Annotated in this window: 18 protein-coding genes; 13 read left to right on the top strand and 5 right to left on the bottom strand. The window is 38.6% G+C overall.

What is annotated here, in order from left to right; genetic code table 11:
* Positions 1-3: 3 nt before the first annotated feature.
* The 9 genes from FBR08_RS06120 (at position 4) to atpG (ending at position 6230) form a co-directional block, all read left to right on the top strand.
* Entirely contained in the window at positions 4-384 is a 381-nt protein-coding gene (locus FBR08_RS06120) for a bactofilin family protein (RefSeq protein WP_158961914.1), read from the top strand.
* The gene (locus FBR08_RS06115) at positions 384-596 is read left to right on the top strand and encodes an AtpZ/AtpI family protein (protein WP_158961913.1); all 213 of its coding nucleotides are present in this window, start codon (positions 384-386) and stop codon (positions 594-596) included. The genes FBR08_RS06120 and FBR08_RS06115 overlap by 1 nt, the downstream gene beginning before the upstream one ends.
* 4 nt (positions 597-600) lie before the next feature.
* Positions 601-1014 (top strand): DUF6168 family protein, encoded by a 414-nt coding sequence (locus FBR08_RS06110; RefSeq protein ID WP_158961912.1) that lies wholly within the window; start codon positions 601-603, stop codon positions 1012-1014.
* Between the two features lie 89 nt (positions 1015-1103).
* On the top strand, positions 1104-2282 hold the full coding sequence (gene atpB, locus FBR08_RS06105; RefSeq protein WP_158961911.1) for a F0F1 ATP synthase subunit A: 1179 nt from the start codon (positions 1104-1106) through the stop codon (positions 2280-2282).
* A gap of 62 nt (positions 2283-2344) precedes the next feature.
* Positions 2345-2539, top strand: a complete 195-nt coding sequence (locus tag FBR08_RS06100) for an ATP synthase F0 subunit C (protein ID WP_002988855.1) — start codon at positions 2345-2347, stop codon at positions 2537-2539.
* 99 nt (positions 2540-2638) lie between these two features.
* Positions 2639-3139 (top strand): F0F1 ATP synthase subunit B, encoded by a 501-nt coding sequence (locus tag FBR08_RS06095; RefSeq protein WP_158961910.1) that lies wholly within the window; start codon positions 2639-2641, stop codon positions 3137-3139.
* Between the two features lie 7 nt (positions 3140-3146).
* Positions 3147-3683: an ATP synthase F1 subunit delta gene (atpH, locus tag FBR08_RS06090; protein WP_158961909.1), complete on the top strand. Its 537-nt coding sequence runs from the start codon at positions 3147-3149 to the stop codon at positions 3681-3683.
* Between the two features lie 41 nt (positions 3684-3724).
* Positions 3725-5299 carry a F0F1 ATP synthase subunit alpha gene (gene atpA, locus FBR08_RS06085; protein WP_158961908.1) on the top strand — a complete coding sequence of 525 codons (1575 nt, stop codon included), beginning with the start codon at positions 3725-3727 and terminating at the stop codon, positions 5297-5299.
* A gap of 67 nt (positions 5300-5366) precedes the next feature.
* Positions 5367-6230: an ATP synthase F1 subunit gamma gene (gene atpG / locus FBR08_RS06080; RefSeq protein WP_158961907.1), complete on the top strand. Its 864-nt coding sequence runs from the start codon at positions 5367-5369 to the stop codon at positions 6228-6230.
* Between the two features lie 403 nt (positions 6231-6633).
* Here the strand turns inward: atpG and FBR08_RS06075 are convergent, their stop codons facing one another.
* Both FBR08_RS06075 and FBR08_RS06070 read right to left on the bottom strand, forming a co-directional pair.
* Positions 6634-8589: a DUF5689 domain-containing protein gene (locus FBR08_RS06075; protein WP_158961906.1), complete on the bottom strand. Its 1956-nt coding sequence runs from the start codon at positions 8587-8589 to the stop codon at positions 6634-6636.
* An 11-nt stretch (positions 8590-8600) separates the two neighbouring features.
* Positions 8601-11444, bottom strand: coding sequence for a TonB-dependent receptor (locus tag FBR08_RS06070; protein WP_158961905.1), 2844 nt, complete (start codon positions 11442-11444; stop codon positions 8601-8603).
* 174 nt (positions 11445-11618) lie between these two features.
* Here FBR08_RS06070 and FBR08_RS06065 point away from each other — a divergent pair, with 174 nt between their 5' ends.
* Positions 11619-12632, top strand: a complete 1014-nt coding sequence (locus FBR08_RS06065; RefSeq protein ID WP_233266314.1) for an endonuclease/exonuclease/phosphatase family protein — start codon at positions 11619-11621, stop codon at positions 12630-12632.
* 60 nt (positions 12633-12692) lie between these two features.
* On the opposite strand, the gene FBR08_RS06060 is transcribed toward FBR08_RS06065, so the two are convergent.
* Both FBR08_RS06060 and FBR08_RS06055 read right to left on the bottom strand, forming a co-directional pair.
* Positions 12693-14174 (bottom strand): DUF5689 domain-containing protein, encoded by a 1482-nt coding sequence (locus FBR08_RS06060; protein ID WP_158961903.1) that lies wholly within the window; start codon positions 14172-14174, stop codon positions 12693-12695.
* 10 nt (positions 14175-14184) lie between these two features.
* Positions 14185-17004, bottom strand: coding sequence for a carboxypeptidase-like regulatory domain-containing protein (locus FBR08_RS06055; protein WP_158961902.1), 2820 nt, complete (start codon positions 17002-17004; stop codon positions 14185-14187).
* A 111-nt stretch (positions 17005-17115) separates the two neighbouring features.
* Here FBR08_RS06055 and FBR08_RS06050 point away from each other — a divergent pair, with 111 nt between their 5' ends.
* Complete coding sequence (locus FBR08_RS06050) at positions 17116-18177, top strand: endonuclease/exonuclease/phosphatase family protein (RefSeq protein ID WP_158961901.1); 1062 nt, start codon at positions 17116-17118, stop codon at positions 18175-18177.
* 36 nt (positions 18178-18213) lie between these two features.
* Here the strand turns inward: FBR08_RS06050 and FBR08_RS06045 are convergent, their stop codons facing one another.
* On the bottom strand, positions 18214-18972 hold the full coding sequence (locus FBR08_RS06045; protein WP_158961900.1) for a 5'-methylthioadenosine/adenosylhomocysteine nucleosidase: 759 nt from the start codon (positions 18970-18972) through the stop codon (positions 18214-18216).
* A gap of 302 nt (positions 18973-19274) precedes the next feature.
* Between FBR08_RS06045 and ricT the strand changes: the two genes are divergently transcribed.
* Together ricT and FBR08_RS06035 are read left to right on the top strand one after the other, a co-directional pair.
* Positions 19275-20918 carry a regulatory iron-sulfur-containing complex subunit RicT gene (gene ricT, locus FBR08_RS06040; protein ID WP_158961899.1) on the top strand — a complete coding sequence of 548 codons (1644 nt, stop codon included), beginning with the start codon at positions 19275-19277 and terminating at the stop codon, positions 20916-20918.
* Positions 20905-21399 carry a gliding motility lipoprotein GldH gene (locus tag FBR08_RS06035; RefSeq protein ID WP_158961898.1) on the top strand — a complete coding sequence of 165 codons (495 nt, stop codon included), beginning with the start codon at positions 20905-20907 and terminating at the stop codon, positions 21397-21399. Before ricT ends, FBR08_RS06035 begins: the two co-directional genes overlap by 14 nt.
* Position 21400 lies beyond the last annotated feature (1 nt).

Here is a 21400-nt window from a genome sequence, read left to right as displayed (position 1 = left end):
ACAATGTTTGATAAATCGAAAAAGAAAGTAAAAGGAACAGGATTGGATTTGTTGGGACAAACAAATCGAATTGTTGAAGGAACAACGATTAAAGGAGATATTGAGGCTATAGCTGATATCCGAATTGACGGCGTGATTGAAGGAAATGTCGTGGTAAAAGGACGATTAGTATTAGGACCTATAGCGCGAATTGTCGGAAATATAAGCTGTGAAAACAGCGAAATTGAAGGCGAAATAATAGGCAATATTCTTGTGAATGATTTGCTTACAGTAAAATCCGCTGCTCGAATTAAAGGCGATATCAAGGTAGGTCGTTTAGCCGTAGAACCCGGTGCGAAGATCGATGTTAAATGCCAAATGGTAGGCCAAGAGCAGTTAGCTTAATGACAGAAAAGAAATCACCCAATAAGTGGTTGGCTTTAATTAATATCCCCATTCAGATGGGGATAATTATTTATTTATCACACCAATTAGGGCTTTGGTTGGATGATAAGTATGGATTTGAAAACGCAATTGCAAATAAAATTTGTACTTTATTGGGAGTAGGTTTAGCTTTGTACCAAGTAATTAAACAAGTCAACCAGTTAAATAAATAATAGAATGGATAAAGAAACACTACAAATTGGATTAAAACTTTTTATTGGCTTAGTCGTGGTATTTGCCCTACATTATGCCGTCGTGGCTTTTACCGATGCAGGAAATTCCTTAATCGAGCTCGGATATAGTTTAGAAAAGTTTTATGGATTTGAATTCATCTTCTCCATTGTTGTATTTTTTGCGATGTTTGGAATCAAAAATAGCTTGCCCAATAATTTAGGGTTTGTCTTCTTAGGATTCATTACCATGCGATTAATTGCGAGTTATTTATTCGCAAAAAACGGATTAAATCACGAGGGATCAGATGAAGGATTTAAATACAATTTTTTACTGATTGTATTGGTTTTCCTCGGCGGGGATGCATTTATCGCCTATAGTATTTTAAATAAGAATACTACATCAAATGAAACTAAGTAAAAAAAGTTTGGTATAAAGGTATGATAATACAAGAATTATTGTACTTTTGCACAAAATTTTAGGAACCAAAATATTCAAGAAGTTAAGATATGGTGACTCTCAAGAAATCACTGAATTTATTAGCAGCTGTTTTATTTACAGCCTCGTCGGTATTTTCGTACGCGCAAACTACTACTCAAAAGCTTGAAAACTCAATTCAAGAAGCTGAGCAATCTATTGAAAGAACCCTCGAAGTAGTTGAAGGGGAAAAAATAGAAAACCCTGCTGAAATGACTCAAGCTGAGAAAGTTCAAGCTCATATTAAGCATCACTTGGCAGATGATTATTCTTTCATCTTCTTTTCTGATGAAGAAACGGGTAAAAACTATGGTTTTGCACTGCCCGTTATTTTAATTGACAACGGTCTTAAAATCTTCATGTCGTCAGAATTTGACTACGGAAAACAAGTAGTGGAGAAAGACGGACAATTCTACAAATTATATCACGGTAAGATATACAAAACAGATGCTGAAGGTACCATTACGTACGATGAAGCACATCATCCAACAAATGAGAAACCACTTGATTTCTCTATCACAAAGAACGTAGCTTCTTTGTTTTTTACTACAATTTTAATGTTTATCCTATTCTTAGGATTGGCAAAAACATACAAAAACGGACCTAATAATTTACCAAAAGGTATTGCTAGAGGGTTAGAACCTTTGGTGCTTTATGTTCGCGATGAAATGGCTGTTCCAAATATAGGAAAAGCGAAGTATAAAAAATTCATGCCTTACTTACTGTCTGTTTTCTTCTTGATTTTCATTTTGAATATCTTGGGATTAACTCCACTAGGATTTAACGTAACAGGGAGTATTTCAGTAACGGCTTGTTTGGCAATTTTTACTTTTGTGATTGTACATTTTTCTGCAAACAAAGACTATTGGAAACACATGTTGTGGATGCCAGGAGTTCCGGTGCCAATGAAAATTATGTTAATGCCAATTGAGATTTTAGGTGCAATCATTAAGCCGTTCTCATTAATGGTGCGTTTATTCGCAAACATTACAGCCGGTCACTCGGTAGTTTTCGGATTAATCGCAATCATCTTCGTAATGAAAGAAGCGCTAGGAGCAGGTGGAGCAATCGGAATCGGATTCTTCTTGTCAACGTTCTTAGTTGTATTGGAAATCTTAGTGGCGTTCTTACAGGCGTTTATCTTTACGATGTTGTCTTCTTTATTTATTGGAATGGCAGTTGCTGAGCATGATCACGAAGAAGCACATTAATAAAAGAGAAAATAAAAATTAGAGTATAAATAATTTGTTTAATTAATATTAAATTCAATACTATGACAATCCCAACTATCATTGGTGCAGGTTTAATCGTAATCGGAGCTGGTTACGGTTTAGGTAAAATTGGTTCTTCTGCAATGGACGCTATTGCTCGTCAACCAGAAGCTGCTGGAAAAATCCAAACTGCAATGATTATCATTGGAGCATTATTGGAAGGTTTAGCATTCGGTGCTTTAATCTTAGGTAATTAATCCAAGTCAGTACAAAGAGTTTATCTGTAACGGTTGGTTACAGGTAAACTTCTTATTTTAATTAAACAAAACAGGTATTAAAAAGTATAATTTTAGATAATGGATAAGTTAATTAACGATTTCAGTTTTGGACTATTTTTCTGGCAACTAATTATTATGATAGTAATTGTTGTTATCTTAGGAAAATTCGCGTGGAAACCAATTGTAAATGCTTTAGAAGCTCGTGAAGAGGGTATTACTGATGCATTAGCAGCTGCAGAAAACGCTAAAAGAGAAATGGCTAATTTAAAAGCAGATAACGAAAAGTTATTAGCTGAAGCTCGTGCGGAGCGCGATACTTTACTAAAAGAAGCTCGTGAGATCAAAGAAAAATTGATCGCTGATGCTAAGTCAGAAGCAGAAGCTCAGGGTGAAAAATTAATCGCTCAAGCAAAAGCTACGATTGAAAGCGAGAAAGCTGCGGCTATTCTTGATTTAAAAACGCAAGTTTCATCTATTTCAATTGAAATCGCTGAAAAATTATTGAAAGATCAATTATCTAACAAAGAAGCTCAAACTAGATTGGTTGAGAAAATGTTAGATGATGTAAAATTAAACTAATATCACTATGGTAAGCACAAGAGCTGCGGCACGTTATGCAAAAGCAATGCTTGAGGTTTCTTTGGAAAAAGGAAATGTTGATGCTATCAATGGGGATATGATCCTTATTTCTCAATCAATCGCTCAAAGCAAGGAGTTGAATACTTTTCTTGTGAATCCTATCGTTAAAGATCAGTTGAAATTAAACGCTTTATTGGAAGTGTTTGCAACGGTTCAAGAAGGGACAAAAGAATTATTCAAGGTATTACAAGCAAATGGTAGATTCGGAATTTTAGAAGCAATTGCTTCATCGTTTCAAAAGCAATACGATTTGTACAAAGGTATTGAGAAAGTAATTGTTACTACAGCAATGCCTATTGATGCGAGTATAGAGGCTAAAGTACTTGAAAAAGTAAAAGCTTTAGCTCCTGGAAAAGAAGCTGTGATTACAAATATTGTAGATGAATCAATCTTAGGAGGGTTTATCTTGAAAATTGGAGATATCCAATACAATGCTTCTTTAGCAAATCAATTACAAGTATTAAAAAGAGAATTAACTAATTAAAAAATCACCGCACGAATTTTCGTGTATAAACATAGATAAAAATGGCGGACATTAAACCAGCTGAGATTTCAGCGATTTTAAAGAAACAATTATCTGGATTTAGCTCTGAGGCTTCTTTAGAAGAAGTAGGTACAGTACTAGAAGTAGGAGATGGAGTTGCTCGTGTTTACGGGTTGACAAATGCTGAGTACGGAGAGCTAGTTGTATTTGACAACGGTTTAGAGGCAATGGTACAAAACTTAGAAGAAGATAACGTTGGTATTGTATTGTTAGGTTCTTCTGTTGGTGTAAGCGAAGGTGCTACTGTGAAAAGAACAGGTCGTATCGCTTCTCTACGCGTAGGAGAGAAAATGGTAGGACGTGTTGTGAATACGTTAGGACAACCAATCGATGGTAAAGGTCCTATCGAAGGTGATTTATATGAAATGCCATTGGAGCGTAAAGCACCAGGTGTTATTTACCGTCAACCCGTAACTGAACCATTGCAAACAGGTATTAAAGCGATTGACGCGATGATCCCTGTTGGACGTGGACAACGTGAGTTAGTTATTGGTGACCGTCAAACAGGAAAAACTACAGTTTGTATCGATACAATTCTAAATCAAAAAGAATTCTATGATGCAGGTCAACCTGTTTACTGTATCTATGTTGCTATTGGACAAAAAGCTTCAACTGTTGCAGCTATCGCTAAAACATTAGAAGAAAAAGGTGCAATGGACTATACAATCATCGTTGCGGCTAACGCATCAGATCCTGCTCCAATGCAAGTTTACTCTGCTATGGCAGGTGCTGCTATCGGAGAGTACTTCCGTGATACTGGTCGTCCAGCGTTGATTATTTATGATGATTTATCTAAACAAGCTGTTGCTTACCGTGAGATGTCTTTGATCTTAAGAAGACCACCGGGACGTGAGGCTTACCCTGGAGACGTTTTCTACCTTCACTCAAGATTATTAGAAAGAGCAGCTCGCGTTATTGGTGATGATGAAATCGCTAAAAACATGAATGACCTTCCAGAATCAATCAAACCTTTTGTTAAAGGTGGTGGATCATTAACAGCTTTACCTATTATTGAGACACAAGCGGGTGACGTTTCTGCTTATATTCCAACAAACGTAATTTCAATTACGGATGGACAGATTTTCTTAGAGTCTGACTTGTTCAACTCAGGGGTACGTCCTGCAATTAACGTAGGTATTTCGGTATCTCGTGTTGGAGGTTCTGCTCAAATTAAATCAATGAAAAAAGTAGCAGGTACATTAAAACTTGACCAAGCGCAATTCCGTGAATTAGAAGCATTCGCGAAATTTGGTTCTGATTTAGATGCTGCTACAATGAACGTTATTTCAAAAGGTCAACGCAACGTTGAAATCTTGAAACAAGCAGTTAACGATCCTTATACAGTAGAAGATCAAGTAGCTATTATTTATGCTGGATCTAAAAACTTATTGAGAAATGTTCCTGTGAACAAAGTGAAAGAGTTTGAAAAAGATTTCATTGAAGCTCTTAACTCACGTCATAGAGATGTTTTAGATCAATTAAAAGCAGGTAAATTCGGTGACGAACAAACTAGCGTTTTAGAGAAAGTAGCTAAAGAATTAGCTTCAAAATATTAAGAATTTTTTGAAAGAGTTTAAGCTTGTCTAAAAGCTTATTCTCTTTCTGAATTATATACGTTTTCAAATGGCAAATCTTAAAGAAATACGCAATAGGATTTCTTCTATTGGATCTACAATGCAGATTACATCTGCGATGAAAATGGTATCTGCAGCAAAATTGAAAAAAGCTACGGATACGATTACAGCTATGCGTCCTTATTCAGAGAAGCTAACTGAGATTATTCAAAATGTTAGTTCTACTTTAGAGGGAGAGAATTCAGGTGTATATTCGCAAGTTAGAGAGGTTAAAAATGTATTGCTTATTACAGTAACTTCAAACAGAGGTTTGTGTGGGGGTTTCAATGCCAACATCATTAAACAAATTAATGTTTTAGCGAATACAACGTTCAAAGGAGCAAACATTGATTTATTGACAATTGGAAAAAAAGGAAATGATATCCTTAAAAAATCATTCCACATTGTTGATAACCAAAGTTCATTATACGATCATTTTGATTTTGATCATACAGCAGTTATTGCTGAGCATGTAATGGAAGCGTTTGTGAATGAGAAGTACGATTCGATTCAAGTTGTATATAACCAGTTTAAAAATGCAGCTACTCAAAACGTAGTTACAGAGCAATTTTTGCCATTATTGCCAATCGAAACAGAAGCAACTGCAGCAGCGTCGGATTATATTTATGAACCTTCGAAAGAAGAGATCATTGAAACTTTAATTCCTTTGTCGCTAAAAACACAATTGTTCAAAGCAATTGCTGATTCTGTAGCATCTGAGCACGGAGCTCGTATGACTGCGATGCACAAAGCAACAGATAACGCACAAGAATTGAGAAATGAGTTGAAATTAAGTTACAACAAAGCTCGTCAGGCTGCGATTACAAATGAAATTTTAGAGATTGTTGGTGGTGCAGAAGCATTAAACAACTAATCGAAATAGATTATACTTTTATAAAAAGACGCTTTTTAAGCGTCTTTTTTGTTTTGTATAGGTTTAGGACTGTCTTTTGTTTTAAATAGCCTAGAATAGCTTTAGAACAGGAGAGAGGAATGAAGTAAGAGTAAATTGTAACGAAGTGTAAATCGTAACGTAGTGAAGATTCATCGAACACTAAAATATAAACCTAATGAGATAAAGAAGAATGTATATTGAAATGGATGTATATTAAAATGGATGTGGGGATATGAAAATAAAATAGCAATTCAGTGTGATAGAAAAGTAAGTATTTCTTGATTTTAGAATAAAAAAAGCTCGGACTAGACATGCCCCAAAAAGTTAGACACTTTTTGGGGTCAGTCCAGACTAACCGAGCTTTTATTTTTGTGTAGTTTATTTATTGAAAATAAATACTGTCAATTAATAATTCATAAATGGATCCACTTCCTGTTTTTAAAGAGAAGACATCTCCACTGCCTGTGCTATTGTATGCTGTATCACTTAAGTCGAGCGTTATTTTCACCCATTCACCGCCCGTATCAATGGTGCCATTGTATTGATTGGTGGTAAATTTGGCAAGGTCTAAATTGGCATTTCCTACGGTTCCTGCATTAAAAGGATCATAGCCTCCCGCGGGTTTATTGACGTTGAACGAAAGTGATTTTTTATCGGATGTTCCCTTTACCCAAACCACTAGTTTTGTCTTTCCTGCTGGTGCTTGTTTTCCATTGATTGTAAAGACAAAATCATTGGCTGTTGTTGTCCCGGAAAGTTTCATCGCATCTTTTCCGTTTCGGCCTTCTCCAGGCGCATGCGTAGCATAGGGTTTTAAACCATGCGTACTTAGCTTACTGGTAAACTCATCCCAATTGTTGAAATTGGCCACGATATCTGCAGGAGCTGGTTCTGGTTCCGGATCAACTGGTCCGCCATCGTCCTCTACTGGGGTTCCATCCTCAAAGCGAATCTCATCAATAATTAAATCGTAATTGGCCCTATTTCCATTTTTGAAACTGATGAAGGTTCTTGTACCCTCCGTGTGATATTCTCCATTGAAAGAGCTTAAATCTAAAGTGATCTTTACCCATTTCCCTTGCGTATCAATTTTTCCGTTGTAGCTATTGGTTGTGTTTTCAGGGTTATTTTCCATCGGAGTTTCATTGGGCTGAACAACTTTACTGCCTGATACCGCGTCTAAGTTGTATGCTTTGTAATTGATACCATTGGCTTTGTGAATGTTGATGGATAAAGATCGTTCTGAAGTTCCTTTCATTAAGAAAGAAAGTTGCGTTGCGTCTTTTGGCATTTTTACTCCTTGTACCGAAAAAAGATAACCATTTTGATCTCTTGCTCCTTTAATAGCTAAACCTATTGAATTCTCCCAGCCTTGACCTTCTGCCTTAGTCGCCATTGGATCACTCAACTGATTGTTAAAAATCACGCCTAAGAAATCTTCCCATTTTTCGAAATCAGCCCCTGGAAAAGCTAAGAACTTACCTGGTTTAACTTCTTCTTGAACAAATGGATCACCTTTCAGATTGAAGTCTTCCAATACACGAGGATAAAATTGAATCATGTTGTTGAAGATATCAAATATACCCGTAATTGATCCACTGTTGGCTGGAATTTCATAAGAAACAAAATCCGTAGCATATTGGCTCGTTCTGATGTAAAAAGAATTGTTGTTTTCGTCAACCACTTGTCTCAGCGTTTGATATTGTGCATCAACATCTTTTTCATCATACAGTTTTTTTCCAACGAGTCCACGAGCAAATTGTACATCCGTTACCGTGACTAATTTTCCTTTGTATTCCTTTTGGTTTTTTATTAGTTCAGCTAAGGTTACCGTATTGTTGTACTTTTTGATGTCTGCTAGTTTACAGTATTTTCCAACGTATTGAGGAATCACATCTTTAGAAATAGTCGATGTGTATTTTCCATTTTGAATACCACCTCCTAAATTAACCATGCCTTCGTTATTGTGTATATAAAGTCCACCTAGTTTTACATAAACGATTGTTCCTGGAGGATAGGTCACATAGGCAGCTTTATCTGCAAGGTTGACGATGATGGGCTTCTGTGTAGTTTCATCAACAACATGGATTTTGTTGTAGAAATTACCTCCTTTATCACTAGAAATAACCACTCCTTTGAGGATGTCTTTGGCATCTCCATTATAAGGGCCCACTTCTGTTGGGGCAGTAAGATAGAGATCATCGGTTGTTTTGGTTATGATCACCTGAGGTTCGTTACAATTCAATGAAGGCACTGAAAAGTCGTCATTCTTCGCACAACTGGCTACAAAAAAAGTAGTAAGTGCGATAAAAAATATGGATTTAAATATTGTTTTCATAGTAAAAGGAATTAGAAGTTGTAGTAAACATTAACGGAGAAGTTACGCCCATACCCATAGAAATATTTGTTGCCAAATAAGTTATACGGTCCGCTATTTCTAGCAACTTCTTGTGCGTAGTTCGCATTTCTTGCTTGTTCAAATCCTCCTGTTTTGTATTCTTTGTCAAAAACGTTGTTGATCGAGGCGAAAAATCCGATAATCGAACGATTTGGCATGCGCCAAGATTTTCCTCCTGTGATATTGACGATGGTAAAATCGTTTAACTTTTCTTGTTTTAATATATCGCGCAGTTTATCTTCTGTCAATCCTTCAAAGGGTTGTCCTGAATTATTCGGATCTAAAACAAAATTCTGTGTTCTTCGAATAGCAGATACTTCTGTATAGGCATCTGCCAAATAGTTGATGTTCGCACCAATAAACCAGAATTTGGGGTCTCGATATTCTAACCCTAAGGATAAGGCGGTTTGAGGACCATTGGAAAGTTTGTAATTTTTTAAGGAGGTTTGTCCATACTCAAACATACGGGCCAAATTATCAGAGGATAAATAAACATTGGGGTTATTGGTGTAAAAGGCTTGTCCTAGAGCGGCGGCTGCAGTTGCTTTTACGGTTTGCGTAATTTGATATTCTGCGCCAATTTCCAATCCCAACTGTCTTTTGTTTATTCCTGTAATGATTTCAGATACAAAAGAATTCCCTTTGTTGTACAGACTGCCATCATTGTCTGTTAACCCTAAACCATCTCCAAAGTAATAGTTGATTTTTGTACCGTTTTTGGTTTCTGTCAAATACCCTGTTACTCGTGCTTTTAGTAAAGGTGTTCGCAAAATATAGCTACCATCTACGCTGAAAATATCTTCGTTACTTACATTTGGCACAAAGAAATTGTTTACACGTATGTTGGCAAATGTATTCTTGATCGAAGGCGCCTGATTGATGTAAGCGATATTAAAGTCTAAGGCGTGTTTTCCTGTTATATGAAAGGTTGTACCTCCCTTAAATCCAAAATTATTAAAACTCTTGTTCTCACTTTTTCCATAAGAATCATTGAGGTAGACCGGGTTTTTATATATCCCTTCTCTTTGATACGAGGTATAACCAATGTTTTGAGCCAAGTAAAAATCAAAATAATCATAATCAAAAACAACTTGAGTAAATACGTTGATTACATCGGCAGAAAGTTTGTAGTTATAGCCAAATTTATCTCCTTTTCTTACTAGTCGATTTGGATGATGGATGTCTTTGTCTTGAAGGCCAGCATCTTGATAGGTATCAATATCTTTGAAATATTCTCCTCCTAACAAATCGGTGAGTTTTTGGTAGTTATTGGAGTGAAGTTTACGGTAATTTACTCCTACATCAAAGGTGGTATTGGCGTTGATTTTCGTGCGAAAGTTAGAGTTGAAAGACAGGATGTTTTCTTGTTGTCTGTCTTCATAAAGTATAATTTGACTTCTCCCGGCATTCGCAGAATCTCTATTGATCGCGTAGATATAGTTCCAATCTACTTGACCGCCTCGACGAAAGGCCGTTCTACTTTGATCGGCTTGTCTTAGGTCTGCAAGTGTATTTTGTTTGAAAGGGTCATGATCATCTAATGCATTAAATTCGTCCGGTGACATGCTCCAATAGCGAGGATCAATTTTCGAGGTATGAAAACTCGGTAAATGTTGGTAATAGGTAGGGTCTGGATTTAGGTTGTTTTGATAAGTAAAACGACTATCGGCAATATGGCCAAATTGATAAGAAGCTGTTGTCGTTAAGCTGCTTTTTTCATTGATGGTCCAATAGTGAGAGAGCATAAAAATAGGTTGCTCCACATCTTTGTAGCGAGAATTTCTCTTGTCTCCCTCTTGCCAACCCCAATACGAATTGTATTTGTTGCCTTTAATATCGGCTTGTTCTTGGGTTAATGGAGAATTCTTTGCTCTTTTATTTTTGGCGTAGATAGCGGAAAAATTTAAGCTGTGGTTGTCGTTGAATTTCTTCTCAACTGCCGCAAAGAAAGAAGGAGCGTGATAATTACTTCCGTCCCAATATCCTTCTTTAGCTCCCCGGTAAGATCCCGATAGTGCATAGGCCCATCCTTTTTTGTTTAAACCAGAAGAGTGTGTAAAGGTTGGTCGCCAGTTGTAATTGGTATTGGTTCCTGTGAAAGTAACTCGTGACCCTTTTCGAATATGGGAGGCTCTTGTAGAAATGGCTTGTGTTCCTAAAATACTACCAAAGGTATAGGCAGAAGGTGTAGAACCCGAAGAAAACTCTTGATTGCGCATGACGTCGTTGAGTCCACCCCAGTTACTGAATTGTGGACGGCCATCTAACACGCGGTTCATCTCAATTCCGTTAATCAAAGTTCTGCCATATTCATTGTCCAATCCCCGTACTCTAAAGAAAGCCTGTCCCCAATTGAATGCCGCAACTTGTTGGAACGGGTCTTTAGTGGCTTGTAATAATCCCGATGATGTGTCCGAATTGGAATTGTCATCACTTAGATCATTTTCATTCAGTGTGATAAAGCCTATCTGGGCTTGTGTCACTAAATCTTCTTCTATGAAAATGTCGCCCAAATCAATGGTTTGATTCGCTTGAGCCTCAATTGGAAATTGTCGACTGATAAATCCAGGATAGGATAGTACGACAATTTGGTTACCCATTTGATTGTTTTCTAGAACAAAGATTCCTTCACCATTGGTTAAAGTGGAAAGATTGGAGCCAACTACTCGTGCCACTACAGCATTGATAGGGGTTTGAGATTTGGCATCGAGTACTTTCCCTTTAATCTCGTGATTGCTTTGTGCAAACGTAAACGTTGATACTACACCAAGCAAAACAAATAAAAGTTTCCTCATAAGTGCGATTTAATATTAAACTGCTACGTTGAAAAAGTCGTGTACTTTTCCTAGTAAAGTTAAGTTTTTTAAGCTAAAAATAACTACTTTTGTAAGAGGTGTTTTAATAAATTAGGTTAACTTAGTAGTAATATGGTAAGAAAATCGGCATTAATACTGATTTGTGCTTGTTTTATGAACATGCAAGCACAAGAAAAAAAATTTCAAATTCACACCATTGCATTTTATAATGTTGAGAATTTGTTTGATACTATTCGTGATCCAAAGATTTACGATGAGGAATGGACACCGGATGGTGCTCAGGCATGGACGAAGAAGAAATACGAAAAGAAAATAGACAATCTAACGCGGGTAATGTCGCAAATTGGGACGGATGAAAATTCAAGAATGCCGACGATTATTGGTGTAGCGGAAGTGGAGAATCGAGGGGTGTTGGAAGATTTAGTTCACGCTCCGGTAATGATACCAGGTGCTTATGGCATTGTACACTATGATTCTCCTGATCGCCGCGGTATCGATGTGGGTTTGTTGTATAATACCCAACACTTTGTGCCTACACAGACTTCTAAACACACGCTGTATATATACGATCAGTTGAAGGCAAAAAAGGAAGATCACGCTACCCAAAAGCGCATTTATACTCGTGATCAATTGTTAGTGACAGGAAAGCTAGATGGAGAAGAAATACACTTTATTGTCAATCACTGGCCTTCGCGAGTAGGGGGAGAGAAAGCCAGTAGCCCCAATCGGGAAGCCGCCGCCGCTTTGAATAAGAAGATTATCGATTCACTCCAGACCATCAATCCCAAGGCTAAAATCATCACCATGGGCGATATGAATGATGGACCTTACAATAAGAGTATTAAAAAGGTGTTGAAAGCTGAAGGAGATCGCAAAAATGTTCAACCTCAAGGACTCTTTAATCCGATGGAGAAAATGTCTAAAGACGGTTTAGGAACGTTAGCTTACCGAGATGCCTGGGATATATTTGATCAAATGTTATTGACCGAAGCTTATCTAACTGAGGGATATGATTCGTGGAAATATTGGAAAGCCCGAATATTCAAAAAGCCATTTATGGTACAAGAAACAGGGCAGTACAAAGGCTATCCGTTGAGAAACAGCAACAGTGAACCTGGCTATAGCGATCACTTTCCGGTGTATATTTATTTAATCAAAGAACAATAAGAATAAAGAGCGGTTTTTTAGATGCCGCTCTTTTTATTTTTGGTGATGGAGAAGGTGTTGCTATTCGACTAGTTGCTCTTGCTCAAATCGAATCTCATCCAAAATCAAATCGTAGTCACTGGGGATAGTTGCCGTTTTACCACTAAAGCGAAAAGTTAAAAAATCACCTTCCCCAGTTGTATTATAACGGACGTTTTCTAAGGAGAGTATAACTTTAATCCATTGATTGTTTGTATTGATTACACCTTTGTATTTATATACATTACCTTCTTGATTAGTATGAGACGTAGGTAATATTACTTTGCTTGTCGTTAGATGTTCTAAATTATAAGCCACATAGGCACCGTCATCTTGATATAAGGCAATAGCTAGCGATTTAGCATTGGCAGTACCTTTGAGTAAGAAGGAAAGAGCAGTTGCATTCGAGGGCACTTGCACTTGTTTGATGGTGAAGGCATTGTCTGTTGTTGTGGGTGAACCTCGAAAAACTAATCCCGTCGAGTTGTTCCAGCCCTCTCCTGGAGCGGCAAGGGCGAATTTTAATCCCGGACGCTTTAGTACTGCTATAAAATCCTCCCAGTTTTCAAAGTCAGCGCCAGAAAAAGCCAAGGATTGACCTGGTTCTACTGGGAGATCTGTTTCTTCTTCTGGATGCTCCACATCATCTGGACCCTCTGGATTGGGGGCAATATCCCCAAAGGGCGGTTGATCCAAGTGGATGTCTTCCAAGATTCGCGGAAAAAACTGAATTTGCTTGCTGAATACATCTATAATGCCGATGAGGCTCCCACTTTCCGACGGAATGGTGTAATCGGCAAAGTCTTTGGTTAGTTTACCCGTTCGAATGTAGAGGCTATTTCCTTGTTGATCCACTATTCTGCGCAAGGTATAGCCTTGTGCGTCAACCTCGAGGGGATCATATAGTTTTTTGCCCACTAATTTACGGTCAAATTGTACGTTTTCAAGTCGCACCAATTGACCGGTGTATTTCTCGGTTTCATTTTTTAATGCTTCCAAGGGGAGTGTGGTGGTATAAGGCTCGAGGTCTACAAGTTCGCAGTATTTCTGAATGGATTTGCTGATGGCATTTTTAGCAATACTACCGATGTATTTTTTTCCATTGGAAGAAGTGTAGATTCCCCCTCCAATTGCTAATTTGCCATAAGCATAATTGCAATAGAGTTCACCTAAGGCGAGGACGACTTTTGTGCCAGGTGGGAATTCCGTAAACGAAGCGCTCATGTCTAAGTTGATGATGGCGGGTCTATGGGTTATTTCATCGACAATATATAATTTATTGTAAAAATTTCCTCCTTGATCACTGGAAATGACAAGACCTGCAAGTGCATCGCGTTCATCACCGGGATAGAGACGTATAGCGGCATCTGCCAGATTTTGAAGATTTTCTAAAGTTGTGGTGGGAACTAGTGTGGGGTCCATGCAATCGAGCGTGGGGAGTGAAAAGTTGTCATTTTTGGCGCAACTACTTAAAAGTAAAGCATAGAAAATGAGGGTGATTGTCGTTTTTTGTTTTGTTTTCATGGGTTGAGCATTAAAAGTTATAGTAAACCTGAATAAAAAAGCTACGTCCGTAGCCGTACCAATATTTGCTGCCAAACACGGGGTGATTTCCTTTGGAACGAGCAACTTCTTCTGCATAAGTTGCATTTCTCGCCTGTTCAAATCCCCCAGTGCGATAGGTGGAATTCAGGAGATTTTGAATCGAGGCAAAGAAGCCAATAATTGTGCGGTTCAACAGCCGCCAAGATTTTCCGCCATTGATTGAGAGTAAGGCAAAGTCAGGAAGTTTTTCTTGTCGAAGTACTCGATGTAGCTCAGCAGGAGTTAAATTTTCAAAAGGAAGTCCCACTTTATCTGGATCCATGATGAAGTTCTGCGTTCTTTTTAGTGGAGCGATTTGAACGTAAGCATCGGCGAGATAGCTGAGAGTAGAACTGATAAACCAAAAAGAAGGCGCTCGATACTCAAAACCGACCGAAAAAGCGGTTTGTGGTCCATTGGCAAGACGATAGTTAGTCAGTTTAGACCTACCGTAATCTAAAGGATTGGTTAGGTGATTGGCGTATAATTGCAATCGAGGGTCCCGAGTGTAAAACGATTGTCCAATGCCAGCTGCGGTGGTTATTTTCAGCGTTGGAGTGAGTTGATAGGCTGCTCCAAGTTCTAGCCCTACATGGCGCTTGTCGACTTCGGATAGGATTTCGCTTAACAACTGACCTTTGCTATCTGTGAGTCCCAACCCTTCGGTGTAATAGGTGTTGAGCTGTGTGCCGTTGTGGATGTTGGCCAAATAACCCGTAATTTGCGCTTGAAATTGAGCGGTTCTAAAGGTGTAGTTAGCATCTACACTAAAAACAGTTTCCTGTTTTAAATTGGGGATGATCTTGTTATTCAGACGGACATTGGCAAAGGTGTTTTGAAGGGTAGGAGGTTGGTTGTAAAATGCAACATTTGCATGAAAGATGTGCCTACCTGAGAGGTAGTAGGTAAACCCTCCCTTGATACCCAAATTGTTGAATACAACGAGATCGCTTTTTCCAAAAGAAGTTGTTGGAAAAAGAGGGCTTTGGTATAAACCTACTCTTTGATAGGCTGTATAATTCATTGACTCAGCCAAATAGAAGCTCCAGTGGTTGTAGTTGAAGGTAAATAAGGTAAACGCCTCAGCCTCATTTCCTTCAATTCGATAGTTATATCCATAGGTATCGCCCACTTGGATCTCGCGATTGGGATGGTGCATATCGCTATCGCGCAGGCCTTCTTCTTGGAACGTATCACTATCTTGATAGTAGGTGCCCCCCAATAGGTCAACGGCTTTCTTAAAATTGGACGACCGGAGTTGACGATAGGTAATACCCGCATTTAAAGTCATGTGGTTTGTGAGTACAGCGTGAAAATTAGTGTTCGCGGATAGGGTATGATCCTCTTGTCGATCCTCATAGAGGATAATTTTACTTTGTCCATTAAAGTGTTGATTTTTCTTGTATATATCCGCCCAGGCTAATTGTCCATGGCTATTGAAGGCTATTCGCGCTTCTTCCGCTTGTTGTAAGGCGGCTAATGTGGCTTGTTTGAAAGGGTCATCCTCCGCTAGTGCATTAAATTCGTCGGATGAAAGTTGCCAATAGGCGGGATCAATTTGGGAGAGATGGAAACTGGGGAGATTTTTGTAATAAGTTGGGTCAGGATTGAGGTTGTCCTGATAATCCAATCGGCTGTTGGCGTGATATCCCCATTGATGTCCAGCTGTTGTGGTTAAGGAACTGTGTTCATTCATCTCCCAATAATGAGTGAGCATAAGTAGGGGCTCTGCAAGATCTTTGTAGCGCGCATTTCTTTTTTCTCCCTGTTGCCATCCCCAATACGCGTTGTATTTAACTCCTTTTATCTCCATTTGTTCTTGGGTGTTGGAAGAATTTTTAGCGCGTTTGTTCTTGGCGTATATCCCTGTCAAGTTCAAACTGTGTGAGGGATTGATTTGTTTTTCTAGGGCCATAAAAAATGAGGTTGCATCGTAGTTACTTCCAGGCCAATACCCTTCCTTGGCTCCGCGATAGGAGCCTGAAACGACATAGGCCCACTTGTTTTTGCGCAAGCCAGAAGCATAATGTCCAAAAGAACGCCAGCGATAACTGGTGTTGGATCCAGAAAAACCTAGACGCTTTCCTTCTCGCAAAAGAGAAGCTCGAGTGTCAATGACTTGTGTGCCCAAGATGCCGCCAAAAGCTTGAGGAGAAGCCGCAGCGCCGGTTGTAAGTGTTTGATTTCTAGTAGCCTCGTTTAATCCTCCCCAATTGTTCCATTGGGGACGCCCATGATGTAGCTTATTCATGATTAAACCATTGAGTAGCACTTTGCCATAAGCATTGTCAAGCCCACGCATGCGATAAAACCCTTGACTCCATGAATAAGCCACGGCTTGTTGAAATGGATTTTTTGTCGCTTGGAGTAAACTTGCTGATCCTTCAGCTTCCAAATTGTCGTCTTCAAGGTCGTTTTCAGTCAGCTGGATTAAACCAAATTGCTCTAATGCTGTGGTATCTTCCTCTAAGACCACGGTGCCTAAGTCTAAGTGTTGTTCGGGTGTAAAAGATAGGGTAAATCGCTGTGTAATACACGTGGGATAGGACACCTCCATGGTGTAATTGTCTTGGGGAATAATAGATAAAACAAAGGCTCCTGTGGCATCCGTTAAGGTATAGTTATCGGTACCGCTTTGTTGTACAAGGGCTTCTTGAAGAGGCCGACGGAATCGTCCGTCAACTACTGTTCCCTTGAGTACTACTCGATGTTGGGCATAGGTTAACATCGAGCCATGGACTAGTAATAAAAGAAGTAATAGTTCTCTCATAAGCGAATTCAATTAAAAATTGGGTTGGAATTGATTTATTTCTCATAAAGTTAATTTTTTATTGAATTATTACTTAATTTTAATTAAGAATAATGAATAAATGATAGAAAAATGAATGAAATAAAGTATATGTATTTGAAAATAGTAATTTTTGTTGCGTATTTTTCGATGGAATTTAGTTATGCACAAGGAAAGGAGTATGAGATCCGAACGGTGGCTTTTTACAATTTTGAAAATCTCTTTGATACGATACGCAATCCGAAAATTTACGATGAGGATTGGACCCCTAGTGGAGCTCGTGCTTGGACCAAAGACAAGTATGAAAAGAAAATTGGGAACTTAGCTCGCGTTATTGCTCAAATTGGACGAGATGAGAATCCGACAATGCCTGCTACATTGATTGGCGTGGCGGAAGTGGAGAATAGGGGGGTGTTAGAGGATCTAGTTCGAACTGCTGAGTTACAGTTGATTCAGTATGGTATTGTCCATTTTGATTCTCCTGATAAACGAGGTATTGATGTAGGTTTACTCTATGATCAACAGCATTTTGTCGTTCTTCACGCTTCTTCACATCCGCTGTATATTTACAATCAATTCCCAAGAAAAGAAAAGAAGCGAATTTTTACGCGTGATCAATTGTTGGTATCGGGATTGTTAGACGGGGAGGAAATACACCTTATCGTCAACCATTGGCCTTCGAGAGTTGGAGGGGAGCAATTGAGCCGACCTAATAGAGAGGCCGCAGCGGCGTTAAATCGAAAGATGATCGACTCACTTCAACGGATCAATCCTCAGGCGAAGATTATCACGATGGGTGATATGAATGACGGGCCTTTTAACTCCAGTATGAAAAGCATTCTGCGCGCGGAAGGAGTAAAAGAGAAAGTAGCGGCTCAAGGGTTGTTTAATCCGATGGAGAAGATGGCAAAACGGGGTTATGGCACCTTAGCGTACCGTGATGCATGGGATATTTTTGATCAAATTGTTTTTACTCAAGCATTTTTACAGGCAAGCTATGAGAGCTGGACGTATTGGAAAGCGCGTATTTTTCAAAAACCGTTTATGGTTCAAGCGAAGGGGCAGTATAAGGGCTACCCCTTGAGAAATAGTAGTAGTCAACCCGGATTTAGTGATCATTTTCCCGTTTACATCTACCTTTTGCGCAAGCGATGAATAAAAAAAAGAGGCAGCTCATGCTACCTCTTGGCTCTATTGAAATAATTTTGCTATAATTTCTTGTCCGTAAACTTGTGATATTTGCTGTACAAAGGATTCAAAGCTAAAGCTAGCTTCTTGATTGGCCTTATCCGATATGGTGCGAATTACACTGCAAGGGATGTTGTACTCATAGCAAATTTGCGCCACAGCAGCTCCTTCCATTTCTACACATAACACTTGTGGAAGTGCGCGTTGTAAATCTTCTTTTTGTTGATTGGTAGAAAAAAATTGATCGCCACTGGCAATAGTTCCAAAATATACTTTGGGTTGTTTAATGGCAAATTTATTTAATTCTTCAACGGCAATTTTAGTTGAAAGAACCGCTGATGAAAGAAAGTTTTCAATGTGTAGCAGTACGGCTTTAGAACGCAATTCATTGGTTTCAAAATACGTTTTATTAAGCAAGGGAATTTCGTATTTGGGACGCAAAGGAGATACATCCATATCGTATTGAACTAAATCACGAGCCACCACGACATCTCCTACCGCAATATGGGGGGCAATGCCTCCGGCTACGCCAATAAAAATAATCTCACTGACATGAAAACGCAATAATAAAGCAGATGCTGTCGCAGAAGCGGCCACCTTGCCAATGCGCGAATAAACAACTACAACTTGTTGCTTGCCCAATCTTCCTTGGTAATAGGTGCGATTGCCAAGGGTAACAGCTGTTTTATCCTGCAAAATAGCAATAATGCCATCTACTTCTTGGGGAATGGCACCCATGATTCCTATGATCTGTTCCTCCATATTGAATTGTGTATTTGAATGCCAAAAGTAGAAATAATTGTTCAATATACAGGGAGCATGGACGGATCTATAGTTGAACAATTGTAATGTAAGGAAAGCAAGGATTGGCATTAACTACTTTTTTTAGCTAATAAAATAGCGATCTGTAACTTATTTCTTTTTTTTGTAAAGAAAGAGCGAATAGTTTGTCGTAAAAAAATCTTGAATCGGCCTATAAAAAAATAGTATCTTTACAACGAAAAGTGAGAAAATAATTCCTCCCCATTTGTGGAGGATTAATATATAAATACATAAAGATATAAATGGCTTGTACAAATTGTTCAACGAAGACAGATAGTAATGGCGTACCCAGAGGGTGTCAGAGTAACGGAACATGCGGAACAGACAGCTGTAATAAATTAGCAGTTTTTGATTGGTTGTCAAATATGGTTTACCCAAATTCAGACAGCATCTTTGATATAGTTGAGGTTCGATTTAAGAACGGAAGAAAAGATTTTTATCGTTATCCTAGTGGATTGACTGTGGCAATGGGAGATATCGTTGCAACGGAAAGTTCTCCAGGCCATGACGTGGGTATTGTTTCTTTAGTGGGTGAACTGGTTAAGGTTCAGATGAAAAAGAAGAAAGCAGATCCAGAGGGAGAAATCTTAAAAATCTACCGTAAGGCAACCCAAAAAGATATTGATATTTGGCAGGAAGTTCGCGAAAAAGAAGAGCCTGTTCGAATGAGAGCAAGAGAAATTGCCATCAACTTAAACCTAGAAATGAAAATTTCAGATGTTGAGTTTCAGGGAGATGGATCAAAGGCTACATTTTATTATACAGCAAGTGAGCGTGTCGATTTTAGACAGTTAATTAAAGATTTTGCAAGAGAATTTAGTATTCGAATTGAAATGAAACAGGTTGGTTTCCGACAAGAGGCTGCGCGCTTAGGTGGCGTTGGATCTTGTGGAAGAGAACTTTGTTGTTCAACTTGGTTAACGGATTTTAGAAGTGTAAATACTGCAGCAGCGCGTTATCAACAATTGTCACTGAATCCTCAAAAGTTAGCAGGACAATGTGGAAAATTAAAATGTTGTTTAAATTTTGAATTAGATACCTATTTGGAGGCGTTGAAAGATATGCCCGATTCGGATACCAAGTTAATGACCGTAAAAGGAATTGCTTTTTGCCAGAAGATAGATATTTTTAAAGCACAAATGTGGTTTGCTTATGCGAATAATTCGGCTAACTGGTACGTATTAACGACAGAACAAGTAAAGGAAATTCTAGGGTTAAACGCACAGAATGAAAAAGGAAACGAACTTGAGAGTTATAGTGAGGATGTTCCTTCGGATAATGATCACTTCCAAAATGCGGTAGAACAAGATAGTGTGACGCGTTTTGATCAACCGAAACGAAGAAAAAAGAATACAAAATCAAAAGGAAAATCAACAGATCGTGATGGAAATGCACCTGTAAAAGGCGCAGAAATAAAAGGAGGAGAGGAGAAGGATTCGTCAACGGGAAGAGAGGACCGAAAACGCAGACCAAGAGCCAAACCTACTAGGAATGTAGAGGGCGAACGCAAATCGGAAGGTAGACCAGAGCGTAAACCAGAAGATCGCAATGAAAGACCAGAAGGAAGACCAGAGCGTAGACCCGGAGGTAGACCAGAGCGTAAACCAGAAGATCGCAATGAGAAATCAGAGGGAAGACCAGAGCGTAAACCAGAAGGCAGACTCGAACGTAAACCTGGAGATCGCAATGAAAAACCGGAGGGTAGAACTGAAGGTAGATCGGATAAAAAAGGTGAAAACAAAGAGATAAGAGGTGGAAATGAACAAGGAGGAGAGGAAAAAGGAAAGAGCCAAAAGCCGAGATCCAATAAACCGAAACAAAGAAAACCTCGACCTGCAAACCCAAATACAAACCCAACAAATAAACAAGACGGTGAAAATAAATAGTCTTTATTTAGCTTTGAGTCTTTTGTTATGCTTGTTTATCAGCTGTAAACACGATAACAAAGTTATTTTTGATGAGTACCAGCCTACAAAGGGAACCTGGGAAAAAAATGACGTCAAAACTTTTGTTTGGGATGTGCAAGATACCTTGACTTCTCACAACTTGTTTATGAACGTTAGAGTGAATAATGAGTATCCTTACAGCAATATGTTTGTGATTTTTAAAATCTACAAACCTAGTACAGCAATCGTTATTGATACGATTCAATTTCAAATGGCAGATCCCAATGGGGCACTCTTAGGAAATGGGTTTTCAGATGTAAAGGAAAGTAAATTGTGGTTAAAGCAAAATTATACATTTGACGAAACAGGAAAATATAAAGTAACAGTGGAACAAGCCGTTCGAGCGCTTGGCGATGTTGAAGGAGTACCTGCCTTACAAGGTGTTAGTGAAATTGGATTTAGAATCGAAAAAGCAGAATAAG

The sequence above is a fragment of the Myroides fluvii genome, from assembly GCF_009792295.1.
Classification (GTDB): domain Bacteria; phylum Bacteroidota; class Bacteroidia; order Flavobacteriales; family Flavobacteriaceae; genus Flavobacterium; species Flavobacterium fluvii_A.
This window is presented reverse-complemented; position numbering and strand designations above follow the sequence as displayed.

What these genes read in the sequence shown, in the direction of transcription:
- atpG (WP_158961907.1), top strand. Translation starts at nt 5,367, where the DNA reads ATGGCAAATCTTAAAGAAATACGCAATAGGATTTCTTCTATTGGATCT.
- FBR08_RS06100 (WP_002988855.1), top strand. Translation starts at nt 2,345, where the DNA reads ATGACAATCCCAACTATCATTGGTGCAGGTTTAATCGTAATCGGAGCT.
- FBR08_RS06075 (WP_158961906.1), bottom strand. Translation starts at nt 8,589, where the DNA reads ATGAAAACAATATTTAAATCCATATTTTTTATCGCACTTACTACTTTT.
- atpB (WP_158961911.1), top strand. Translation starts at nt 1,104, where the DNA reads ATGGTGACTCTCAAGAAATCACTGAATTTATTAGCAGCTGTTTTATTT.
- FBR08_RS06060 (WP_158961903.1), bottom strand. Translation starts at nt 14,174, where the DNA reads ATGAAAACAAAACAAAAAACGACAATCACCCTCATTTTCTATGCTTTA.
- FBR08_RS06115 (WP_158961913.1), top strand. Translation starts at nt 384, where the DNA reads ATGACAGAAAAGAAATCACCCAATAAGTGGTTGGCTTTAATTAATATC.
- FBR08_RS06055 (WP_158961902.1), bottom strand. Translation starts at nt 17,004, where the DNA reads ATGAGAGAACTATTACTTCTTTTATTACTAGTCCATGGCTCGATGTTA.
- FBR08_RS06045 (WP_158961900.1), bottom strand. Translation starts at nt 18,972, where the DNA reads ATGGAGGAACAGATCATAGGAATCATGGGTGCCATTCCCCAAGAAGTA.
- FBR08_RS06065 (WP_233266314.1), top strand. Translation starts at nt 11,619, where the DNA reads ATGAACATGCAAGCACAAGAAAAAAAATTTCAAATTCACACCATTGCA.
- atpA (WP_158961908.1), top strand. Translation starts at nt 3,725, where the DNA reads ATGGCGGACATTAAACCAGCTGAGATTTCAGCGATTTTAAAGAAACAA.
- FBR08_RS06070 (WP_158961905.1), bottom strand. Translation starts at nt 11,444, where the DNA reads ATGAGGAAACTTTTATTTGTTTTGCTTGGTGTAGTATCAACGTTTACG.
- FBR08_RS06050 (WP_158961901.1), top strand. Translation starts at nt 17,116, where the DNA reads ATGAATGAAATAAAGTATATGTATTTGAAAATAGTAATTTTTGTTGCG.
- ricT (WP_158961899.1), top strand. Translation starts at nt 19,275, where the DNA reads ATGGCTTGTACAAATTGTTCAACGAAGACAGATAGTAATGGCGTACCC.
- FBR08_RS06095 (WP_158961910.1), top strand. Translation starts at nt 2,639, where the DNA reads ATGGATAAGTTAATTAACGATTTCAGTTTTGGACTATTTTTCTGGCAA.
- FBR08_RS06120 (WP_158961914.1), top strand. Translation starts at nt 4, where the DNA reads ATGTTTGATAAATCGAAAAAGAAAGTAAAAGGAACAGGATTGGATTTG.
- atpH (WP_158961909.1), top strand. Translation starts at nt 3,147, where the DNA reads ATGGTAAGCACAAGAGCTGCGGCACGTTATGCAAAAGCAATGCTTGAG.
- FBR08_RS06110 (WP_158961912.1), top strand. Translation starts at nt 601, where the DNA reads ATGGATAAAGAAACACTACAAATTGGATTAAAACTTTTTATTGGCTTA.